General features: G+C 61.3%; 15 protein-coding genes and 1 pseudogene. 5 read left to right on the plus strand and 11 right to left on the minus strand.

Going from position 1 to position 18,708, the window contains the following annotated elements:
* The first annotated feature begins 129 nt into the window (after positions 1-129).
* Positions 130-1,497 (plus strand): inorganic triphosphatase, encoded by a 1,368-nt coding sequence (locus tag ACQKP2_RS22230; RefSeq protein WP_427579476.1) that lies wholly within the window; start codon positions 130-132, stop codon positions 1,495-1,497.
* Between the two features lie 89 nt (positions 1,498-1,586).
* Here ACQKP2_RS22230 and ACQKP2_RS22235 read toward each other — a convergent pair whose 3' ends face one another.
* Positions 1,587-2,051, minus strand: coding sequence for an Lrp/AsnC family transcriptional regulator (locus ACQKP2_RS22235; protein WP_427579478.1), 465 nt, complete (start codon positions 2,049-2,051; stop codon positions 1,587-1,589).
* A gap of 126 nt (positions 2,052-2,177) precedes the next feature.
* Between ACQKP2_RS22235 and ACQKP2_RS22240 the strand changes: the two genes are divergently transcribed.
* The 3 genes from ACQKP2_RS22240 (at position 2,178) to ACQKP2_RS22250 (ending at position 4,833) form a co-directional block, all read left to right on the plus strand.
* Positions 2,178-2,516 (plus strand): hypothetical protein, encoded by a 339-nt coding sequence (locus tag ACQKP2_RS22240; RefSeq protein WP_427579480.1) that lies wholly within the window; start codon positions 2,178-2,180, stop codon positions 2,514-2,516.
* Between the two features lie 90 nt (positions 2,517-2,606).
* On the plus strand, positions 2,607-4,391 hold the full coding sequence (locus ACQKP2_RS22245) for a GspE/PulE family protein (RefSeq protein WP_427579482.1): 1,785 nt from the start codon (positions 2,607-2,609) through the stop codon (positions 4,389-4,391).
* 121 nt (positions 4,392-4,512) lie between these two features.
* On the plus strand, positions 4,513-4,833 hold the full coding sequence (locus ACQKP2_RS22250; protein ID WP_175645465.1) for a DUF2388 domain-containing protein: 321 nt from the start codon (positions 4,513-4,515) through the stop codon (positions 4,831-4,833).
* A 177-nt stretch (positions 4,834-5,010) separates the two neighbouring features.
* Here the strand turns inward: ACQKP2_RS22250 and gcvP are convergent, their stop codons facing one another.
* Entirely contained in the window at positions 5,011-7,884 is a 2,874-nt protein-coding gene (gcvP, locus tag ACQKP2_RS22255; protein ID WP_427579483.1) for an aminomethyl-transferring glycine dehydrogenase, read from the minus strand.
* Positions 7,885-8,038: 154 nt separating this feature from the next.
* Here gcvP and ACQKP2_RS22260 point away from each other — a divergent pair, with 154 nt between their 5' ends.
* Positions 8,039-9,181 carry a DegT/DnrJ/EryC1/StrS family aminotransferase gene (locus ACQKP2_RS22260; protein ID WP_427579485.1) on the plus strand — a complete coding sequence of 381 codons (1,143 nt, stop codon included), beginning with the start codon at positions 8,039-8,041 and terminating at the stop codon, positions 9,179-9,181.
* 53 nt (positions 9,182-9,234) lie between these two features.
* Here the strand turns inward: ACQKP2_RS22260 and gcvH are convergent, their stop codons facing one another.
* From gcvH to ACQKP2_RS22305, 9 genes and pseudogenes are all read right to left on the minus strand, one after another.
* The gene (gcvH, locus tag ACQKP2_RS22265) at positions 9,235-9,618 is read right to left on the minus strand and encodes a glycine cleavage system protein GcvH (protein ID WP_427579487.1); all 384 of its coding nucleotides are present in this window, start codon (positions 9,616-9,618) and stop codon (positions 9,235-9,237) included.
* 47 nt (positions 9,619-9,665) lie between these two features.
* A complete protein-coding gene (gene gcvT / locus ACQKP2_RS22270) occupies positions 9,666-10,748 on the minus strand; it encodes a glycine cleavage system aminomethyltransferase GcvT (protein ID WP_427579488.1) in 1,083 nt (360 codons plus the stop codon).
* A gap of 212 nt (positions 10,749-10,960) precedes the next feature.
* Positions 10,961-12,577 carry an ABC transporter permease gene (locus tag ACQKP2_RS22275; RefSeq protein ID WP_427579490.1) on the minus strand — a complete coding sequence of 539 codons (1,617 nt, stop codon included), beginning with the start codon at positions 12,575-12,577 and terminating at the stop codon, positions 10,961-10,963.
* 159 nt (positions 12,578-12,736) lie between these two features.
* Entirely contained in the window at positions 12,737-13,741 is a 1,005-nt protein-coding gene (locus tag ACQKP2_RS22280) for an extracellular solute-binding protein (protein ID WP_427579492.1), read from the minus strand.
* Positions 13,742-14,058: 317 nt separating this feature from the next.
* Complete coding sequence (locus ACQKP2_RS22285; RefSeq protein WP_427579499.1) at positions 14,059-15,276, minus strand: 2-octaprenyl-3-methyl-6-methoxy-1,4-benzoquinol hydroxylase; 1,218 nt, start codon at positions 15,274-15,276, stop codon at positions 14,059-14,061.
* Between the two features lie 9 nt (positions 15,277-15,285).
* A pseudogene (locus tag ACQKP2_RS22290) lies at positions 15,286-15,390 on the minus strand (tetrameric acyl-CoA thioesterase); the annotation flags it as partial.
* 19 nt (positions 15,391-15,409) lie between these two features.
* On the minus strand, positions 15,410-16,597 hold the full coding sequence (gene ubiH / locus ACQKP2_RS22295; RefSeq protein ID WP_427579494.1) for a 2-octaprenyl-6-methoxyphenyl hydroxylase: 1,188 nt from the start codon (positions 16,595-16,597) through the stop codon (positions 15,410-15,412).
* Positions 16,594-17,928: a Xaa-Pro aminopeptidase gene (pepP, locus tag ACQKP2_RS22300; RefSeq protein WP_427579495.1), complete on the minus strand. Its 1,335-nt coding sequence runs from the start codon at positions 17,926-17,928 to the stop codon at positions 16,594-16,596. Before pepP ends, ubiH begins: the two co-directional genes overlap by 4 nt.
* Before the next feature lie 27 nt (positions 17,929-17,955).
* Positions 17,956-18,516, minus strand: coding sequence for a YecA family protein (locus tag ACQKP2_RS22305; protein WP_427579497.1), 561 nt, complete (start codon positions 18,514-18,516; stop codon positions 17,956-17,958).
* Positions 18,517-18,708 lie beyond the last annotated feature (192 nt).

Consider the following 18,708-nt stretch of genomic DNA (forward strand, 5'->3'; position numbering starts at 1 on the left):
ATCATAGAGCTATCCCGTGACAGGAATAAACCAGTCGCAAACCCTATCCCGAACGAGTCCTGTACACTGCACGACCTTGGCAGCCAATCATTCCCCCCGGCTGCGCTCCCGATCCTGGATTTTCCGGCCATGCAGAAAGAAACCGAAATCAAACTCCGCGTCAGCCGCGAAACCCTCGCCGCCCTGCGCGAGCACCCGTTACTGAAAAAACGCAACAAAAGTGGCTGGGAACGCCGTGAGTTGATGAACCAGTACTTCGACACCCCCGAGCGGGACCTGGCCCACGCCAAGGTCGCACTGCGCTTGCGTCGCGACGGCGAAGAGGTCATTCAGACCCTCAAGACGCGCGGCCAGAGCGTCGCCGGTTTGTCCGAACGTAACGAATACGACTGGCAACTGCCCAAAGCCAAACTCGACGTGAAGAAACTCGACGGCGAATGCTGGCCCGAGGCACTGGCCGATCTGGACAAGAAAACCCTCAAGCCGATCTTCACCACCGATTTCGTCCGCGAGCGCGCAGAAATCGCCTGGGGCCGCGGCAAGACCAAAGTGGTCATCGAGGCCGCGCTGGACCTGGGCCACGTGGTCGTCGGCAAGCAGAAGGAAGAAATCTGCGAGCTGGAACTGGAACTGCGCGAAGGCGAGCCGGCGGCACTCCTGGAACTGGCCGCCGAACTGGCCGAGACCCTGGCCCTGATGCCCTGTGACATCAGCAAGGCCGAGCGCGGCTATCGCCTGTACGACGCCAACAGCTACTCGCTGAGCCTGCCGGCACCTCAGCTCACCGCCGAGACCCCGCTGGACGAAGCCTTCGCCGCCCTGTGCTGGCATCTGCTGGGCAGCAGCCAGCGACTGGCCGAGCAGTACCGTTTCAACGGCCACTGGCGCCTGCTGCAGGATTGGGTGCAGAACCTCGTCGAACTGCGTGCGCTGGTCAGCAGCCTGGGGCAAGCCGCACCGCGTCAATCGACCCATGACCTGCGTATCGCACTCGATGCCTTGCTGGAAGACTGGCGCCCGCTGGTCCAGGCCGGCCTGGACGATGAAGACGTGCGTCGAGCCGCGCCGGAACAGTTCCTCGAAGAACTGGAAGATCCGCGCTGGGGGCTGTTCTCCCTGAGTACGTCGCGCTGGTTGCTGGAGCGCACCTGGGCCGCCGACCGTAACACCCGAGGCAATCGCCAGGGCGCCGCGCAACTGGCCAGCTGGCTACCGCGCCTGCTGGGCGAAGAAGCCGCTTCGCTGCAATTGCAGCGCTACCAGCAGCAACCGGAAGACCTGGCCGAACAACTGCCGCGCATCGAGCGCATCCAGGTGTGGCTGCACCACGCGCGCAACGTGCTGGACATCCCGGAGATGGATCGCCTGTATGGCGAGCTGAGCAAACTGGCGCAACTGGCAGACGAACCGATCACCGACGAAGCCCTGGATGCGCGCAAGCAGCAGGCGATTGCGGTGTATCAGAACCGTGCCTGGAAAATGCTGCTGCGTCTGTAACACCCCCATCGCGAGCAGGCTCGCTCCCACAAGAGCACCGCAGCCCCCTGTGGGAGCGAGCCTGCTCGCGATGAGGTCAACACAAATTGTCAGACGGGCAAACTGGTCGTGGACTTGATCTCTGAGAGCGCCACGATCGAGTTCACCTCCTGAATCCCCGGCACCATCGACAGCTTTTCGAAAAAGAAACGCTCGTAAGCCTCGATATCCGCCGCGACGATGCGCAGCATGAAGTCCACCGCCCCCATCAGCACATAGCACTCCAGCACTTCGGGAAAGCCGCGAATCGCTTCGGTAAATTCGGTGAAGTTCGAACGCCCATGCGCGTTGAGTTTGACCTGCGCGAAGATCTGCGTGTTCAAGCCGATTTTCTTGCGGTCGAGCAAGGTCACCTGGCCGCGAATGATCCCCTCCTCTTTCATCCGTTGAATTCGCCGCCAGCACGGCGATTGTGAAAGCCCCACCTGTTCGGCGATTTGCGCGCTGGAGAGCGAAGCGTCCTCCTGCAGCAATGCCAGGATCTTGCGGTCGTAGCTGTCCAACTCGGTCTGCATAAAAAAACCTGTTATCTATTAGCTTGTGAATTGTTCAATTCGAAATAATCGCCGATTGATCCATCATAGATAAGAAATACCCCGAGCCGAATGTAAAAATTTCTCCAGTGTTTTTGGAGAACCACCATGCCCCACCTGGAAGCCGTCAACACCTCGCCTACACGCGCCGATGCCTGGAATGCCGGTAATGCCCATTGCCGCGTTCGCTATCAATTGCTGGCCGAAGCCGAGCCGGACCTGCTGTGTCGAGCGTTCAATCTGTTCGCCTTGCAATGCCTGACACCGGAGCAGGTACAGGTACAACGTCAGCAAGATCTTCTGGCCATCGAAATCGTCATCGACGGTTTGAGCTGGCATCGCGCCCAGGTGATTGCGGAAAAACTTCGAAACCTGATCAGTGTCTGTTCGGTCGACCTGCAATCCGCTGACGCTGCCTGGGCTGGAGTCGCCCAGGCGGCGGGCTGACATAAACCGATACGACTTCCTCGGGTAGTGGCCCAACGGTCCGTGGCGCCACCGCTATCCTTTGCGCACTGTCGTTCAAAAGGAGCCCGCATGTCCGTTCAACTCGCCAATCAGGACCGCTGGCTGGACCTTAACGATGTGCTGCGTGAGCTGGTCACCCAGGGTTTTATCAGCCAGGACTCGGCCGAACATGCACTCAATGCCCGTCGCCGCCACACCGCCAACGACCAGATGCATCCGCTGCAATTCATCGCCAGCCAGCAGTTGAGCGACCTCAGCCGCCCCGGCAATCACCTGGACCTGGAAAACCTGACCTTGTGGCTGTCCCGGCAGGCCGGCCAGCCTTACCTGCGTATCGATCCGCTGAAAATCAATGTCGCCGCCGTCACACCGCTGATGTCCTACGCCTTTGCCCAGCGCCACAAGATCCTCGCCGTTGCCATCGATCGCGACGCGGTAACCGTCGCCAGCGCCCAGCCCTACGTCACCGGCTGGGAAGCCGACCTGACCCATGTGCTGAAACTGCCGGTCAAGCGAGTGGTGGCCAACCCGGTGGATATCCAGCGCTTGAGCGTGGAGTTCTTTCGCCTGGCCAAATCGGTCACTGGCGCGAGCAGCCTCGATCAGCAGATCAACACCCTGGGCAACTTCGAACAGTTGCTCAACCTGGGCGCCAGCGACCAGGAACCGGACGCCAACGACGCCCATATCGTCAACATCGTCGACTGGCTGTTCCAGTACGCGTTTTCGCAACGCGCCAGCGATATCCACATCGAACCGCGGCGCGAGCAAGGCACCGTGCGTTTTCGCATCGACGGGGTGTTGCACAACGTCTACCAATTCCCGCCACAAGTGACCGTGGCCATCATCAGCCGCCTGAAAAGCCTGGGCCGGATGAATGTCGCGGAAAAACGCAAACCCCAGGACGGTCGGGTGAAAACCAAAACGCCGGGCGGCGGTGAAGTCGAGTTGCGGCTATCGACCCTGCCGACCGCTTTCGGCGAAAAAATGGTCATGCGCATCTTCGACCCGGAGGTCTTGCTCAAGGATTTCGACCAACTGGGCTTTTCAGCCGATGACCTGCGTCGCTGGCAGGACATGACCCGCCAGCCCAACGGCATCATTCTGGTCACGGGGCCGACCGGCTCCGGCAAGACCACCACGCTCTACACCACGCTGAAGAAACTGGCGACACCCGAGGTCAACCTCTGCACCATCGAAGACCCGATTGAAATGGTCGAGCCGGCCTTCAACCAGATGCAGGTCCAGCACAATATCGACCTGTCCTTCGCTGCCGGGGTGCGCGCGCTGATGCGGCAAGATCCCGACATCATCATGATCGGTGAGATCCGCGATCTGGAAACCGCCGAAATGGCGATCCAGGCCGCCCTCACCGGTCACCTGGTGCTGTCGACGCTGCACACCAACGATGCGCCCGGCGCCATCAGTCGCCTGCTGGAACTCGGTGTGCCGCATTACCTGATCAAAGCTACCGTACTCGGCGTCATGGCCCAGCGCCTGGTGCGCACCTTGTGCCCGCATTGCAAAGCCCCGCAAGCTCTCGGCGAGGAAGACTGGCAGGCCCTGACCCGCCCCTGGCAGGCACCCGTGCCCGCCAACGCCCAACGTGCCATGGGTTGCCTGGAATGCCGTGACACCGGTTATCACGGCCGTGCCGGGGTGTACGAAATCATGCAACTGACCGATGGCCTCAAGGCATTGATCAACCCCGACACCGATCTGCTGGCGATCAGGCGCCAGGCGTTCAAGGAAGGCATGCGTAGCTTGCGTCTGTCAGGGGCGCAGAAAGTGGCAGCGGGATTGACCACCATCGAAGAGGTATTGCGCGTGACGCCGCAGAGCGAGCAGAAGTAGGTGCAACCTGACGGAACTCGATTGAGGGGGCACGATCCAACTCGCCAAGCCCTGTACGAAACCCGATCGACGATCAGACCGGGTCCGTAAAGCGCGATAGTTAACCCCAGTGGAGTCACCCATCATGCGTTTCAAACTTGCTGTCGCCACCATCGCCCTGTTGTCCCTGCCTGTCGGTTCGGCGATGGCCGATAGCTTTTGGCGTAACGTCATTTCCTCCGGTGCGACCACCGGCTCGACTTACCTGACGTTCAAGGATCACAAACTGATCGTCGCCGCTCAGGACGATGCCGGCAGCTTCGTCGCCAGTGACGGCGGCATCCGCGGCCCCTACCTGGAAGCGGCGATGCAGAAAGTGCGCGCCGACAACCCTGGCCTACAAGCCACGGACATGGAACTGGCGAATGCCATCCTGGCGAAGAATGCCGTGGCTTCCGAATAAACCGGCTTGCCCCTGCAAAAATGCCGCTCACATGAGCGGCATTTTTGTGTCCGATACAAAACCCAGTGGGAGCGAGCCTGCTCGCGATAGCGGAGCAACAGTCACCGAATTGCTCGGCTGATCCAGCGCTATCGCGAGCAGGCTCGCTCCCACATCGTTCATTCAATGCCTCGGGTTTCAGCGGTACTCATCCAGCGGCACGCACGCACAAAACAGGTTGCGGTCGCCATAGACGTTATCCACCCGATTCACCGCCGGCCAATATTTGTGGGCCTTGGTGTGGGCATCCGGTGTAACGGCCTGTTCAATGCTGTAGGGCCGCTCCCACACCCCGGTGATGTCAGCCAGTGTATGGGGGGCACGTTTCAATGGGTTGTCATCCGCCGGCCAGTTGCCGTTCTGCACCTCGTTGATCTCCGCGCGGATACTCAGCATCGCGCCAATGAAGCGGTCCAGCTCTGCCTTCGATTCACTCTCGGTCGGTTCGACCATCAATGTCCCCGGCACCGGGAACGACATGGTCGGGGCATGGAAGCCATAGTCCATCAAGCGTTTGGCAACATCCTCTTCGCTGATACCGGTCAGCGCCTTGAGCGGACGCAAATCCAGAATGCATTCGTGTGCGACCCGCTCGTTACGTCCGGTGTAAAGCACGGGAAACGCCCCGGACAAGTGCCGGGCCAGGTAATTGGCCGCGAGTATCGCCACTTCACTGGCGTCTGCCAGTTGCGGCCCCATCATGGCGATGTACATCCAGCTGATCGGCAGAATGCTTGCGCTGCCCCACGGTGCGGCACTGACCGCGCCGTTTTGCGCCAGCGGTCCGTCAATCGGCACCACCGGGTGATTGGCCACGAACGGCGCCAGGTGCTCACGCACGCCAATCGGTCCCATGCCCGGCCCGCCGCCGCCATGGGGAATGCAGAATGTTTTATGCAGGTTCATGTGCGACACATCGGCGCCGATATCCGCCGGCCGCGCCAGCCCGACCTGGGCGTTGAGGTTGGCGCCGTCCATATACACCTGACCGCCGTGGCTGTGGATAACTTCACAGATTTCACTGATGCCTTCTTCGTACACGCCATGGGTCGATGGATAGGTCGCCATCAGGCAGGCGAGTTTGTCGCCGGCCTGCGCGGCTTTTTCTTTCAGGTCTTCCAGATCGACGTTACCCGCCTCGTCACACTCGACAATCACCACGCGCATCCCGACCATCTGCGCCGAAGCCGGGTTGGTGCCATGGGCCGACGACGGGATCAGGCAGATATCGCGCCCGCCCTGCTGGCGGCTTTCATGGTATTTGCCGATTGCCAGCAGCCCGGCGTATTCACCCTGGGCACCGGAGTTGGGCTGCATGCAGATCGCGTCGAAACCGGTAATCGCGCACAGCCAGCGCTCCAGCTCCTGAATCATCAACGAGTAGCCGACCGCCTGCTCTTTCGGAGCGAACGGGTGCAGGTTGGCAAATTGCGGCCAGGTGATCGGGATCATTTCGCTGGTGGCGTTGAGCTTCATGGTGCATGAGCCCAGCGGGATCATCGATTGATTGAGCGCCAGATCCTTGTTTTCCAGCTGCTTGAGGTAGCGCAGCATCTCGGTTTCGCTGTGATGGGTACTGAATACCGGATGACGCAGGCAGGGTGAGGTACGCATCAGCTCGTCAGGGATGCCCGCAGGCAAGGACTCGGCGTCCAACGCCGCAACATCGAGGCCGTGGTCGGCCCCCAGGAACACGTCGAACAACCTGGCTACCGTGCTTTCATCGCAGGTTTCGTCGAGACTCAACCCCAATCGCCCGCGCCCCAGGATGCGCAAATTGATCTGCGCGGCCCGGGCACTTTCAATGATTGCGGTCTGGGTGCCGCCTACTTCCAGCGTCAGGCTATCGAAATAGTGCTGGTTGAGACGCTTGATGCCTTTGCGCTCAAGTCCGGTGGCCAGAATGCAGGTCAACCGATGTACACGCCGGGCAATGCGCTTGAGCCCATCCGGGCCGTGGTAGACCGCATAAAAACCGGCAATATTGGCCAGCAGCACCTGGGCGGTGCAGATGTTCGAGTTGGCCTTTTCACGACGAATATGTTGTTCGCGGGTTTGCAGGGCCATGCGCAGGGCGACGTTGCCGCGCGCGTCCTTCGACACGCCGATGATTCGGCCGGGGATCGCCCGTTTGTATTCTTCCCGGCTGGCAAAAAACGCCGCATGCGGTCCGCCATAACCCATGGGGACACCAAAGCGCTGGGACGAGCCGAACACCACGTCGGCGCCCAACTCGCCAGGCGGCGTCAACAACAGCAGGCTCAGCAGATCAGTGGCCACACAGGCCAGCGCCTGCTGCGCATGCAGGTGGTCGATCAGCGGACGCAGGTCGCGGATTTCACCGTGGGTATCGGGGTATTGCAGCAGCGCACCGAACACCTGGTGCTGCTTCAAGTTATCCACAGCATCGATGATCAGCTGGAAACCGAAGCCTTCGGCGCGGGTCTGCACCACGGAAATGGTTTGCGGATGACAGTTCTCATCGACGAAAAACAAATTGCTTTTGGACTTGGCGACCCGTTTGGCCAGCGCCATGGCTTCAGCGGCCGCCGTGGCTTCATCCAGCAGCGAAGCGTTGGCCAGCTCCAGCCCCGTGAGGTCGATGGTCAATTGCTGGAAGTTCAGCAGCGCTTCGAGCCGCCCCTGGGCGATTTCCGGTTGATAAGGCGTATAAGCGGTGTACCAACCGGGATTTTCCAGCACATTGCGCAGAATCACGGTCGGCGTCAGCGTGCCGTAATAACCCATGCCGATCAGGCTGGTCCAGACCTCGTTCTGTTGCGCATAGCCTCGCAGTTTGGCCAACGCCGCTTCTTCATCAAGGGCCGGCGGCAGATCAAGCGCCCGGTTCAGGCGAATGCCCGGCGGCACCGTTTGCTCGATCAATTCGACCCGGCTGCCCAGGCCCAGGCTGTCGAGCATCGCCTGCTGCTCGGCGGCATCGGGCCCCAGGTGGCGGCGAAGAAAGGCGTTGGGGTCGTGTAACTGGCTCAAGGATGGCAACTGGGACATGACGGGCTCTCTCTTGACTGGCGCTCAGCGTCGATGCAACACGGTCAAACCAGCATAGCAGCCGATATATGCGTCGATGACGTGGCGCTGTCGGCCAATCCGGATCATCATGCTCGGCGCATACCTAATGTCCGCTGATCAGGTGACTGTTTTCATGAGCCAACTGCCATTTCTGCCGTTTTCCAAACCCACCATCGACGAAGCCACGATTGCCGCTGTCGGCGACGTATTGCGCTCGGGCTGGATTACCAGCGGCCCCAAGGTCCAGGCCTTCGAAGCGCAACTTTCCGACTATTTTGGCGGGCGGCCGGTGCGCACGTTCAACTCCGGTACCTGCACCATGGAAATCGCCTTGCGCATTGCCGGTGTCGGTCCGGGCGACGAGGTGATTACCACGCCAATTTCCTGGGTAGCGACGGCCAACGTCATTCTGGAAGTGGGCGCCACCCCGGTGTTTGCCGACATCGATCCGGTCACCCGCAACATCGACCTGGATCAGCTGGAAGCGGCAATCACACCGCGCACCAAAGCCATTATTCCGGTGTATCTGGCCGGCCTTCCCGTGGACATGACACGCCTGTACGCCCTGGCGAAAAAGCACGGCCTGCGGATTGTCGAGGATGCGGCCCAGGCATTGGGCTCCAGCAGCAATGGGCAACGCATCGGTTCGACCGGGGACTTCGTCTCCTTCAGCTTCCAGGCCAACAAGAACGTCACCTCGTCCGAGGGTGGCTGCCTGGTACTGAACAATGCCGAGGAAGCGCGCCTGGCGGAAAAATACCGCTTGCAGGGCGTTACCCGCAGCGGCTTCGATGGCCTGGACGTCGACGTACTGGGTGGCAAATTCAATATGACCGACATCGCGGCAACCATTGGCCTTGGTCAATTTGCTCAGATCGAAGCCATCACTGCCCATCGTCGTGAATTGGCCCGCCACTATTTCGCCTGTTTTGGTGACGACTTCGAAGCGCAGTACGGTGCTCAACTGCCGCCGGCAGATTTCACCAACAGCAACTGGCATCTGTTCCAGCTGGTACTGCCGGAACGCAAGGATGGCAAACCGTCACGCGCCACCTTCATGGAGCAAATGCAGGCACTGGGTGTCGGTATCGGCTACCACTACCCGCCGATCCACTTGCTGAGCCTTTATCGCGAACGCGGTTTCAAGGAAGGCATGTTCCCGGTCGCCGAGCGCGTCGGTCGGCTGATCGTCTCGTTGCCGATGTTCACGGCCATGAGCAAGGCCGATGTGGAGCGTTCAGTGGCGGCGGTGAAAGCGGTGCTACGCGACGCCTGATCCACCATGAAAAAAGCCCCGAGGGATCGGGGCTTTTGCATGACGCTCGAGGCTTACTCGCCGATAGCGGCCTTGTAGCCGGCTGCATCGAGCAGCTTGTCCAGATCGGCCGGGTTGCTTGGCTTGAGCTTGAAGATCCACGCTCCGTACGGGTCGGAGTTCAGCAGCTCAGGCGTACCGCCCAGCTCATCGTTGACTGCGATGACTTCACCACTGACAGGGGAGTAGATGTCGGAAGCGGCTTTAACCGATTCAACGACACCCGCCTGATCACCAGCACCAAACACGTTGCCCACTTCGGTCAACTCCACGAACACCACATCACCCAGCGCTTCCTGCGCGTGATCGCTGATGCCCACGGTGACGGTGCCATCGGCTTCCAGGCGAGCCCATTCGTGACTTTCGGCAAAACGCAGGTCGGCAGGGATATCGCTCATGTTCTGTGTCCTCAGGAAAATAGTCAGCGGTCATGCCGCCAGAAAGGTTAGATCAAGGTTTTGCCATGGCGTACGAAGGTCGGTTTGACCACTCGGACCGGATACCACTTGCCACGGATTTCCACCTCCGCGCGGTCGGCTGTCGCCGTCGGTACGCGCGCCAGTGCAATCGACTTGCTAAGCGTAGGAGAGAAACTACCACTGGTGATCTCCCCTTCGCCAACATCCGCGATACGGACCACTTGATGAGCGCGCAAAACCCCACGCTCCTCAAGGACCAGTCCGACCAGTTTGTGCTGTACGCCAGCACTGCGTTCGGCCTCCAGTGCCGTACGCCCGATGAACCGGCGAGCGGCCGGTTCCCAGGCGATGCTCCAGGCCATGTTGGAGACCAGCGGTGAAACGTCCTGGCCGATGTCCTGGCCGTAGAGGTTCATGCCGGCTTCGACCCGCAGGGTATCGCGTGCGCCAAGACCGATCGGGGAAATGCCCGCGCCCACCAGATCGTTGAAGAATCCGGGCGCCTGATCGGCCGGCAGAATGATTTCAAGGCCGTCCTCGCCGGTGTAACCGGTGCGCGCGATAAACCAGTCGCCATCAGGCCGGCCTTCAAAAGGCTTGAGTTGATGGATCAAGGTGGCGCGAGGCTGGCTGACCAGTTCGGCCACCTTGTGTCGGGCGTGGGGGCCCTGGATGGCCAGCATTGCCAGTTCGGACCGTTCGATGAGCTGCACATCGAAACCATCGAGGTTGGCCTGCATCCAGGCCAGATCCTGGTCGCGGGTGGAGGCGTTCACCACCAACCGGTAACCGTCATCGAGGCGATAGACGATCATGTCGTCGACGAAGCCGCCGCGCTCATTGAGCATGGCGCTGTACAACGCCATGCCGGGGTTGTGCAGGCGCTCGACGTCATTGGCCAGCAAATGCTGGAGCCAGGCCTTGGCCTGGGGGCCGTGAACATCGATCACGGTCATGTGGGATACATCGAAAACACCGCAGTCACGACGCACGCCGTGGTGTTCCTCGACCTGCGATCCGTAATGCAGAGGCATATCCCAACCGCCAAAATCGACCATCTTCGCGCCAAGGGCGAGATGAAGGTCATACAGAGGCGTACGCTGTCCCATGGGTTTCTCCTTCCGGGCGTGGCGAAGGTGCGGACGAGTGTTCTATCGAGTAAAGCCCCGAAATAAAAGGCTTCCAGCCGATTTCTACTGCCTTGTCTGTCAGACGGACCGCACCGAATGCCGCGCATTGTAGCCGCAAGGTGTAGGACTGGCACCTAGGGGGCGTTCTTAATTGGTTTCCCCGCCGTGGGGAATCTAATTAAGAACGCCCCCTAGCTGTTTCGATGCGCCGAACGTCGTATCAATCCGATGACCGGCAGCAGCCCGACCAAAACCAGCGTCAAGGCCGGCAATGACGCTCTGGCCCACTCGCCCTCGCTGGTCATTTCGAAGATGCGCACGGCCAGCGTATCCCAGCCAAACGGTCGCATCAGCAGCGTCGCGGGCATTTCCTTGAGCACGTCGACAAACACCAGCAATCCCGCGCCGAGCGAGCCGGGTAGCAGCAATGGAAGATACACGCTGAAAAACAATCGCGGTCCACCGACACCCAGGCTACGTGCCGCTTCGGGCAAAGATGGCCGTATACGCGCCAAACTGCTTTCCAACGGTCCGTAGGCCACAGCGATGAAGCGCACCAGATAGGCCAGCAGCAACGCCGACAGACTGCCGAGCAGCAAGGGTTTGCCGGCGCCACCGAACCAGGCGGAAAGCGGGATCACCAGCTCACGGTCCAGGAAACTGAACGCCAGCATGATCGACACCGCCAGTACCGAACCGGGCAAGGCATAGCCAAGGTTGGCCAGACTGACCCCCGCGCGGATACCACGGGTTGGCGCCAACCGTCGGGCAAATGCCAATACCATCGCGGCACCGACGGTGATCAGCGCCGCCATCACGCCCAGGTACAAGGTATGGACGATCAGCCCGGCGTATCGCTCATCCAGATCGAATCGCCCGCGCTGCCAGAACCACGCCAGCAACTGCAGCAGCGGAATGACAAAGGCGCAGGCAAATACCAAGCCGCACCAGCCCGTGGCCAGCGCCGCCTTGAAACCCTGCAAGTGATACAACGCCTTGACCCGCGGCCGATCGTTGCTTGCCCGATTCGCGCCGCGCGCACGACGTTCTCCGTACAGCACCAGCATCACCACCAACAGCAACAGGCTGGCCAGTTGTGCAGCGCTGGAAAGGCTGAAAAACCCGTACCAGGTCTTGTAGATCGCCGTGGTGAACGTGTCGAAATTGAACACCGACACGGCACCGAAATCCGCCAGCGTCTCCATCAGCGCCAACGCCACGCCGGCACCAATGGCGGGACGCGCCATCGGCATCGCCACCCGCCAGAACGCCTGCCAGGGCGTTTGTCCCAGCACCCTTGCCGCCTCCATCAAGCCTTTGCCCTGGGCGAGGAACGCAGTGCGCGCCAACAGATAGACGTAGGGATAGAACACCAGCACCAGGACCAGGATCACCCCGCCCGTGGAGCGCACACGCGGCAGGCGCAACCCTGCACCGAACCACTCGCGCAACAGGGTTTGCACGGGCCCGGAAAAATCCAGCAGCCCGACGAAGACGAACGCCAGCACATAGGCCGGAATCGCAAAAGGCAGCATCAACGCCCAGTCCAGCCAGCGTCGGCCTGGGAATTCGCAAAGACTGGTCAGCCAGGCCAGGCTCACACCGAGGACCGTCACACCGACGCCGACGCCAAGTACCAGGGTCAGTGTGTTGCCCAGCAAACGTGGCATTTGCGTGTCCCAGAGGTGGGACCAGATCTGTTGATCGACGCTTTGCCAGGACAGCAGCAGGACACTCAGCGGCAGCAGCACCAGCGCGGCGATGGTGAAGACCAGGGGATACCAGCGACGCTGGGCGGGGTGGGCCACAAGTTTGATTCTCTAGCGAAAATTATTCCCCGTAGGAGCCAGGCTTGCCGGCGAACCTGGCAACGCGGTCAAACAGACACAATGCCTTCGCCGGCAAGCCTGGCTCCTACAGAAACACGAAAACGCCCCGCAAAGGCGGAGCGTCATATAGCGAGCGACTCAGTTCCAGCCAGCGCGGTCCATCATGCGAATCGCCTCGGCTTGGCGCTTGCCGGCGACTTCCACGGGCAAGGTATCGGCTACGAACTGGCCCCAGGCGGCGACTTCGGCGGAAGGCTTCACGGTCGGGTTGGCCGGGAATTCCTGGTTCACGTCGGCAAAGATCTTCTGTGCTTCAGGTGTAGTCATCCACTCCACCAGGGCCTTGGCGGCTTCCGGGTGCGGCGCATGCCGGGTCAGGCCGATGCCGGACAGATTGACGTGCACTCCGCGATCGGCCTGGTTCGGCCAGAACAGCTTGACCGGCAAGTCGGGCTTCTCCTTATGCAGGCGACCGTAGTAGTAAGTGTTGACGATGCCGACATCGCATTGGCCGGCATTGATCGCCTCCAGCACCGCGACGTCGTCGGAGAACACGTCGGTGGAGAGGTTGCTGACCCATCCCTTGAGGATTTTTTCGGTCTTCTCGGCACCGTGGACTTCGATCATGGTGGCAGTCAGGGACTGGTTGTAGACCTTTTTCGCCGTACGCAGGCACAGGCGGCCTTCCCAGTTCTTGTCGGCCAGTGCTTCATAGGTCGTCAGCTCGCCCGGTTTCACGCGCTCGGTGGAATAGGCGATGGTCCGCGCCCGCAGGCTCAGGCCGGTCCAGGCATGAGAGGACGCACGGTATTGTGGCGGGATGTTCGTATCGATGGTTTTCGAGGTGAAGGGCTGGAGAATCCCCATTTGCTCGGCCTGCCAGAGGTTGCCGGCATCGACGGTCAGCAGCAGGTCGGCGGGCGTGTTGTCGCCCTCGGCCTTGAGTCGCTGCATCAATGGCGCTTCCTTGTCGGTGATGAACTTCACCTTGACGCCGGTCTTGGCGGTGTAGGCATCGAAGACCGGTTTGATCAATTCATCGATACGCGAGGAATAGACCACCACTTCGTCGGCGGCCTGGGCGATGGTGCTGCCGATCAGGGTCAGGGCGAGTGCGGTCAGTAAACGCTTCGGTGCCAACATGGGGCGTTCCCTCGATTGAAAAATGAGGGCAAATGATAAGGACTCACATTTAGCTTCTCAATCGAACACTTTTCGAAGGAGTTACCAGATGTTGCGCGCGTTGATACAGGTGGCGTTAATGCAGAGCTGTTCGCGGGCAAGTCGGGTGGCCGCACCGCTCGCTCCTACGGGGTAACAACATATTCCGTAGGAGCCAGGCTTGCCGGCGAAGGCGTTTTCATGGCCGCTGCAAGACTCAAGGCCGCCTTCGCGGGCAAGTCGGATCGCCGCACCGCTCGCTCCTACAAGCGAACAAGCCATCAGCCCCGAAAAGACGCTCAGGCCCTGGCCAGCGCCGGCAAATCTCCGGACAACCCCAGCGCTTCTCGCACGAACAGCGCCTTGGCCTCCGGCATCTGCTCCACCAGTTTCAACCCGGTATTGCGCAACCAGCGCACCGGCAGCGGGTCGGCCTGGAACAGCCGCTCGAAGCCTTCCATTGCGGCCATCAATGCCAGGTTGTGCGGCATGCGCCGACGTTCGTAGCGGCTCAGCACCTTCACATCCGCCAGACGCTCGCCCCGGGCAGCCGCCTGCAACAGAACTTCGGCCAACACCGCCGCGTCGAGGAAGCCCAGGTTCACACCCTGCCCGGCCAGCGGGTGAATGGTGTGCGCCGCATCGCCAATCAGCGCCAGGCCCTCGGCCACGTAACGCTTGGCATGACGTTGACGTAACGGCACGCACACGCGCGGGTCAGCCTCCAGAACGTTACCGAGCCGACCTTCGAAGGCGCGCTCCAGCTCGCGGCAGAAGCTTTCGTCGTCCAACGCCATCAAGCGTTCGGCCTCACTCGGTGTGGTCGACCAGACGATCGAACACCAGTCCTGCCGACCGTCCCGCTCCAGCGGCAGGAACGCCAACGGACCGGTATCAGTAAAGCGCTGCCAGGCTGTCGTTTGATGGTTTTTCGAGCTGCGCACACTGGTGACGATCGCATGGTGCAGGTAATCCCACTCGCGTGTCGCAACGCCCGTCAGGCGTCGAACCGCCGAGTTCGCGCCATCCGCCGCAATCACCAATGGAGCACGCAATGTGCGGCCGTCGGCCAGGGTCAGCAGCCAGTCGTCGCCGGAGCGACGCATCTGCTCCAGCCGCGCATTGGCCAGCATGCCCAGGTCGCAGTCGTGCAGACGGTCGAGCAAGGCGTCCTGCACCACCCGGTTTTCGACGATATGCCCCAACACCTCGGCGTGCACACTGGCCGCCGAAAAGTGGATTTGCCCGGTGCCGCTGCCATCCCAGACCTGCATGTCGCTGTAAGGGCTGCAGCGTCGATTGAGGATGCCGTCCCAAACGCCCAGGCGCTGGAGAATCCGTTGACTGGCGATGGACAACGCACTCACCCGCGGCTCGAACGGCGCACTGGCATCAAAGGGTTTGACGCTCATGGGGCTGCCGTCCAGCAGCAGGACTTGCAGCCCGCTGTCCTGCAACGCCAGCGCCAGGGCACTGCCGACCATTCCGGCTCCGACAATCAGCAGATCTGCGCGCATTTCCATGCTTTAGGCCTGTCTCGCTCGCGGCTTGAGCCGCATGTGAAGGGTTTTACCAACGTGCGCCATCAGGTTGCCGGCGCCGTCGTGAATATCGACCTGCAATTGCGGCAGGGTATGTGTTGCCGTCGACTTAAACATCAGGGCGCGTACCCAGCCCCATGGCTTGCCTGGCAAACCAGTGCTTGGCCGGCGGCAGCAGATCAAGGCCGAGCAGGCCCAGGTTGCGCCCCAACGACACCAAGGGCTGTTTGCTGCCGAACAACCGTGTTACGCGGTCGGAGAAACCGACGGTGAGGTTCTGATCCAGGCGCTGACGTTCGCGATAGGCCTGCAGGGTCGCGAAATGCCCCAGCGGCTGATCGCTGACGAGCAGCGCCTCGGCCAGTGCCTGGGCATCGCGCAGGGACAGGTTGAATCCTTGCCCCGCAATCGGGTGCAGGCTGTGTGCGGCGTTGCCGAGAATCGCCAGATGCGGTCGCACCTGCTCTTCGGCCTCCACCAGCGACAAGGGATACAGGTGCCGTGCCCCCACCTGTTTCAAAGTACCCAGGCGATAGCCGAATACACCCTGCAACTCGCTGAGAAAACTGCGCTCATCGAGAGCGGCCAGGCGTTGTGCGTCCATGCCCAGACGGGTCCAGACCAAAGCGCAGCGGTTGTCCTGCAACGGTAGCAACGCCATCGGGCCGTCGTCGGTGAAACGCTCGAAGGCCATGCCGTTGTGGGCTTCACTCGGGGTGATATTGGCGATCAGCGCACTCTGGTTGTACGGACGTTTTCTGACGCCGATGCCCAGTTGCTCGCGCAGGCCGGAACGGCCGCCATCGGCGAGCACCGCCAGGTCGCAATCCAGTGTGGTTTCGTCATTGAGGGTCAGGCGATAGCCGTCAGTCAGCGGTTCCATGCCCGTGACCTCCGCCGGGCAGCGCCAGCTGATCACGTCCTTGTCCAGGCCTTGCCACAGGCATTGACCCAGCCAGGCGTTTTCCACCACATAGCCCAGCGCCGGGACGCCCTCTTCCATCGCCGACAGCCGCGCCGTGGAAAAACGCCCGCGGTCGGAAACGTGAATCTGCTTGATCGGCTCGGCACGGCGGGATATTTCCTGCCAGACGCCCAACCGCTGATAAATCTGCCGCGCGCCAAAGGACAATGCCGTGGAGCGTGCGTCGTAGCTCGGCTGGTAGGTATCGCCGGGAGCGAACGGCTCGATCAGCACGATCTTCCAGCCACGGGCCCTGGCCCCGGCCTGCAACGCCATGGCCAGGCTGGCGCCGACCAGGCCGCCACCGATAATTGCCAGATTGACTCGACTCATGCCGCTTGTGTCCGTGCTTGTGCCATCAGGGCCTCGATCTCGACGACGGTTTTCGGTACGCCTTTGGTCAGAATTTCGCAGCCGGTTCGGGTGACCACCACATCATCCTCAATGCGCACGCCAATGCCGCGCCACTTCTTCGCTACATCGCGGTTATCCGCAGCAATGTAGATTCCCGGTTCCACGGTCAGCGCCATGCCGACCTCCAGCACGCGCCATTCGCCACCGACCTTGTATTCACCGACGTCATGCACATCCATGCCCAGCCAATGCCCGGCGCGATGCATGTAAAACGCCTTGTAGGCTTCGCTGGCGATCAATTCATCAACGTCACCCTGCAGCAGGCCCAGTTCGACGAGCCCGCGGGTAATCACCCGAACCGTGGCTTCATGAGCCTGGTTCCAGTGCTTGTTCGGGGCAATCTCGGCGAATGCGGCCTCCTGGGCGGCCAGCACCAGCTCGTAGATTGCCTTCTGCTCCGCGGAAAACTTGCCATTGACCGGCCAGGTGCGCGTGATATCGCTGGCATAACAGTCGATCTCGCAACCGGCGTCGATCAGCACCAGGTCGCCGTCCTTGAGCACCGCGTCATTCTGCTGGTAATGCAGAATGCAACTATTGCGCCCCGCCGCCACGATCGAGCCGTAGGCCGGCATCTTCGCCCCGCCCTTGCGGAACTCGTAGTCGAGCTCCGCTTCCAGGCTGAACTCATGCAAGCCGGCACGACTGGCCTGCATCGCGCGAACGTGCGCCTGAGCGGAAATCCGTGCGGCTTCGCGCATGACTTTCACTTCCGCCGCCGATTTATACAGGCGCATGTCGTGAAGCAGGTGATCCAGGGCAACGAATTCGTTTGGCGGCTGGGCACCGAGGTTGGCCTTGGAGCGGATCACGTTGATCCATTCCATCAGATGCCGGTCGAACTCGGGGTTGCTGCCCATGGCCGAATACACCCGGTCACGGCCTTCGATAAGGCCCGGCAGGATGTCGTCGATATCGGTGATCGGAAAGGCATCGTCGGCACCGAAGTCGCGAATCGCGCCTTCCTGCCCGGCGCGCAGGCCATCCCAAAGCTCCCGCTCGGCGTTGCGTTCGCGGCAAAAGAGGACGTATTCACCATGCGAACGCCCCGGCATCAACACCAGGACGGCCTGTGGCTCGGGGAAACCGCTCAGGTACTGGAAATCGCTGTCCTGACGGTAGACATGCTCGACATCACGGTTACGGATGGCCACCGCGGCAGCGGGCAGGATGGCGATGCTGTTGGGTTCCATCTGCGCCATCAGGGCCTTGCGGCGACGGCTGTATTCCGATTTCGGGATATGAATCATGGGCAGATGGCTTTCCGTGGCGTCTATTTAGTGCAGCGACGGTTTGGCAGCCGCCGGCTGGTCCGCTTTTTTGGTTTCGGAGAACAGCAACAGTGGCGCGACGCGCAGGTATTCCATGACTTCCATGTAATCGCTTTCGCCGTCTTCGGATTCTTCCAGAGCGTCCTGTACCTGGGAAATCGCTGCCAGATCCTGCAATACTTCGTTGGCCTCTGCGCTCAGCATGCTGCTGTCGCGGCAATTCAAGCCAAAGCCCGTGAGGAAGCCCTGGCACCATTGACCCAGTGCGGCGGCACGCTCGGCCAGCGGGGCGTCGTCGGTCGGCAACAGCAGAACGACAGTGACGTCGTCGCCGGTGAGTTCGCCCTTGACCATCTCCTGCAGGCCGATCAAGGCATTGCGAACATTGTCCTGCGGTTCATTTTCGAGCAGCTCGGCGGCGTCGATCAGCCAACCTTCCGCATCGAAACCGGCACCGGCGCAGCTGCGGCCGAGCAACAGGCCATGCAGTTCAGCAGGCGAAACAGGGTGGCCGCTGGAACTCAGCAGGGTGGCAAAGGCTTGGTACGGAGAATTCTGAATGGGCATGGGCAGCTAGGCGCCAGACGGCGCAATGTCTAGAATGAAGGCCTTGTATCCTACATCGACTACCCCTGTAGGAGCGAGCACGCTCGCGATGGTCGCCAACGATAACGCTGGGTGCCTGACACCCTGCGGCGTACTCCAGCCCCACGCCCGCGTGGTCGCTGCTGCACTCCGACCCCAACACAAACACTGGTC

The sequence above is a fragment of the Pseudomonas sp. NPDC089569 genome (assembly GCF_050280625.1).
Lineage (GTDB): Bacteria > Pseudomonadota > Gammaproteobacteria > Pseudomonadales > Pseudomonadaceae > Aquipseudomonas.

Coding starts and splice junctions, on each gene's coding strand:
- ACQKP2_RS22285 (WP_427579499.1), bottom strand. CDS start 15,276: ATGCGCGCAGATCTGCTGATTGTCGGAGCCGGAATGGTCGGCAGTGCC.
- gcvP (WP_427579483.1), bottom strand. CDS start 7,884: ATGTCCCAGTTGCCATCCTTGAGCCAGTTACACGACCCCAACGCCTTT.
- gcvH (WP_427579487.1), bottom strand. CDS start 9,618: ATGAGCGATATCCCTGCCGACCTGCGTTTTGCCGAAAGTCACGAATGG.
- gcvT (WP_427579488.1), bottom strand. CDS start 10,748: ATGGGACAGCGTACGCCTCTGTATGACCTTCATCTCGCCCTTGGCGCG.
- ubiH (WP_427579494.1), bottom strand. CDS start 16,597: ATGAGTCGAGTCAATCTGGCAATTATCGGTGGCGGCCTGGTCGGCGCC.
- pepP (WP_427579495.1), bottom strand. CDS start 17,928: ATGATTCATATCCCGAAATCGGAATACAGCCGTCGCCGCAAGGCCCTG.
- ACQKP2_RS22245 (WP_427579482.1), top strand. CDS start 2,607: ATGTCCGTTCAACTCGCCAATCAGGACCGCTGGCTGGACCTTAACGAT.
- ACQKP2_RS22240 (WP_427579480.1), top strand. CDS start 2,178: ATGCCCCACCTGGAAGCCGTCAACACCTCGCCTACACGCGCCGATGCC.
- ACQKP2_RS22235 (WP_427579478.1), bottom strand. CDS start 2,051: ATGCAGACCGAGTTGGACAGCTACGACCGCAAGATCCTGGCATTGCTG.
- ACQKP2_RS22260 (WP_427579485.1), top strand. CDS start 8,039: ATGAGCCAACTGCCATTTCTGCCGTTTTCCAAACCCACCATCGACGAA.
- ACQKP2_RS22305 (WP_427579497.1), bottom strand. CDS start 18,516: ATGCCCATTCAGAATTCTCCGTACCAAGCCTTTGCCACCCTGCTGAGT.
- ACQKP2_RS22280 (WP_427579492.1), bottom strand. CDS start 13,741: ATGTTGGCACCGAAGCGTTTACTGACCGCACTCGCCCTGACCCTGATC.
- ACQKP2_RS22230 (WP_427579476.1), top strand. CDS start 130: ATGCAGAAAGAAACCGAAATCAAACTCCGCGTCAGCCGCGAAACCCTC.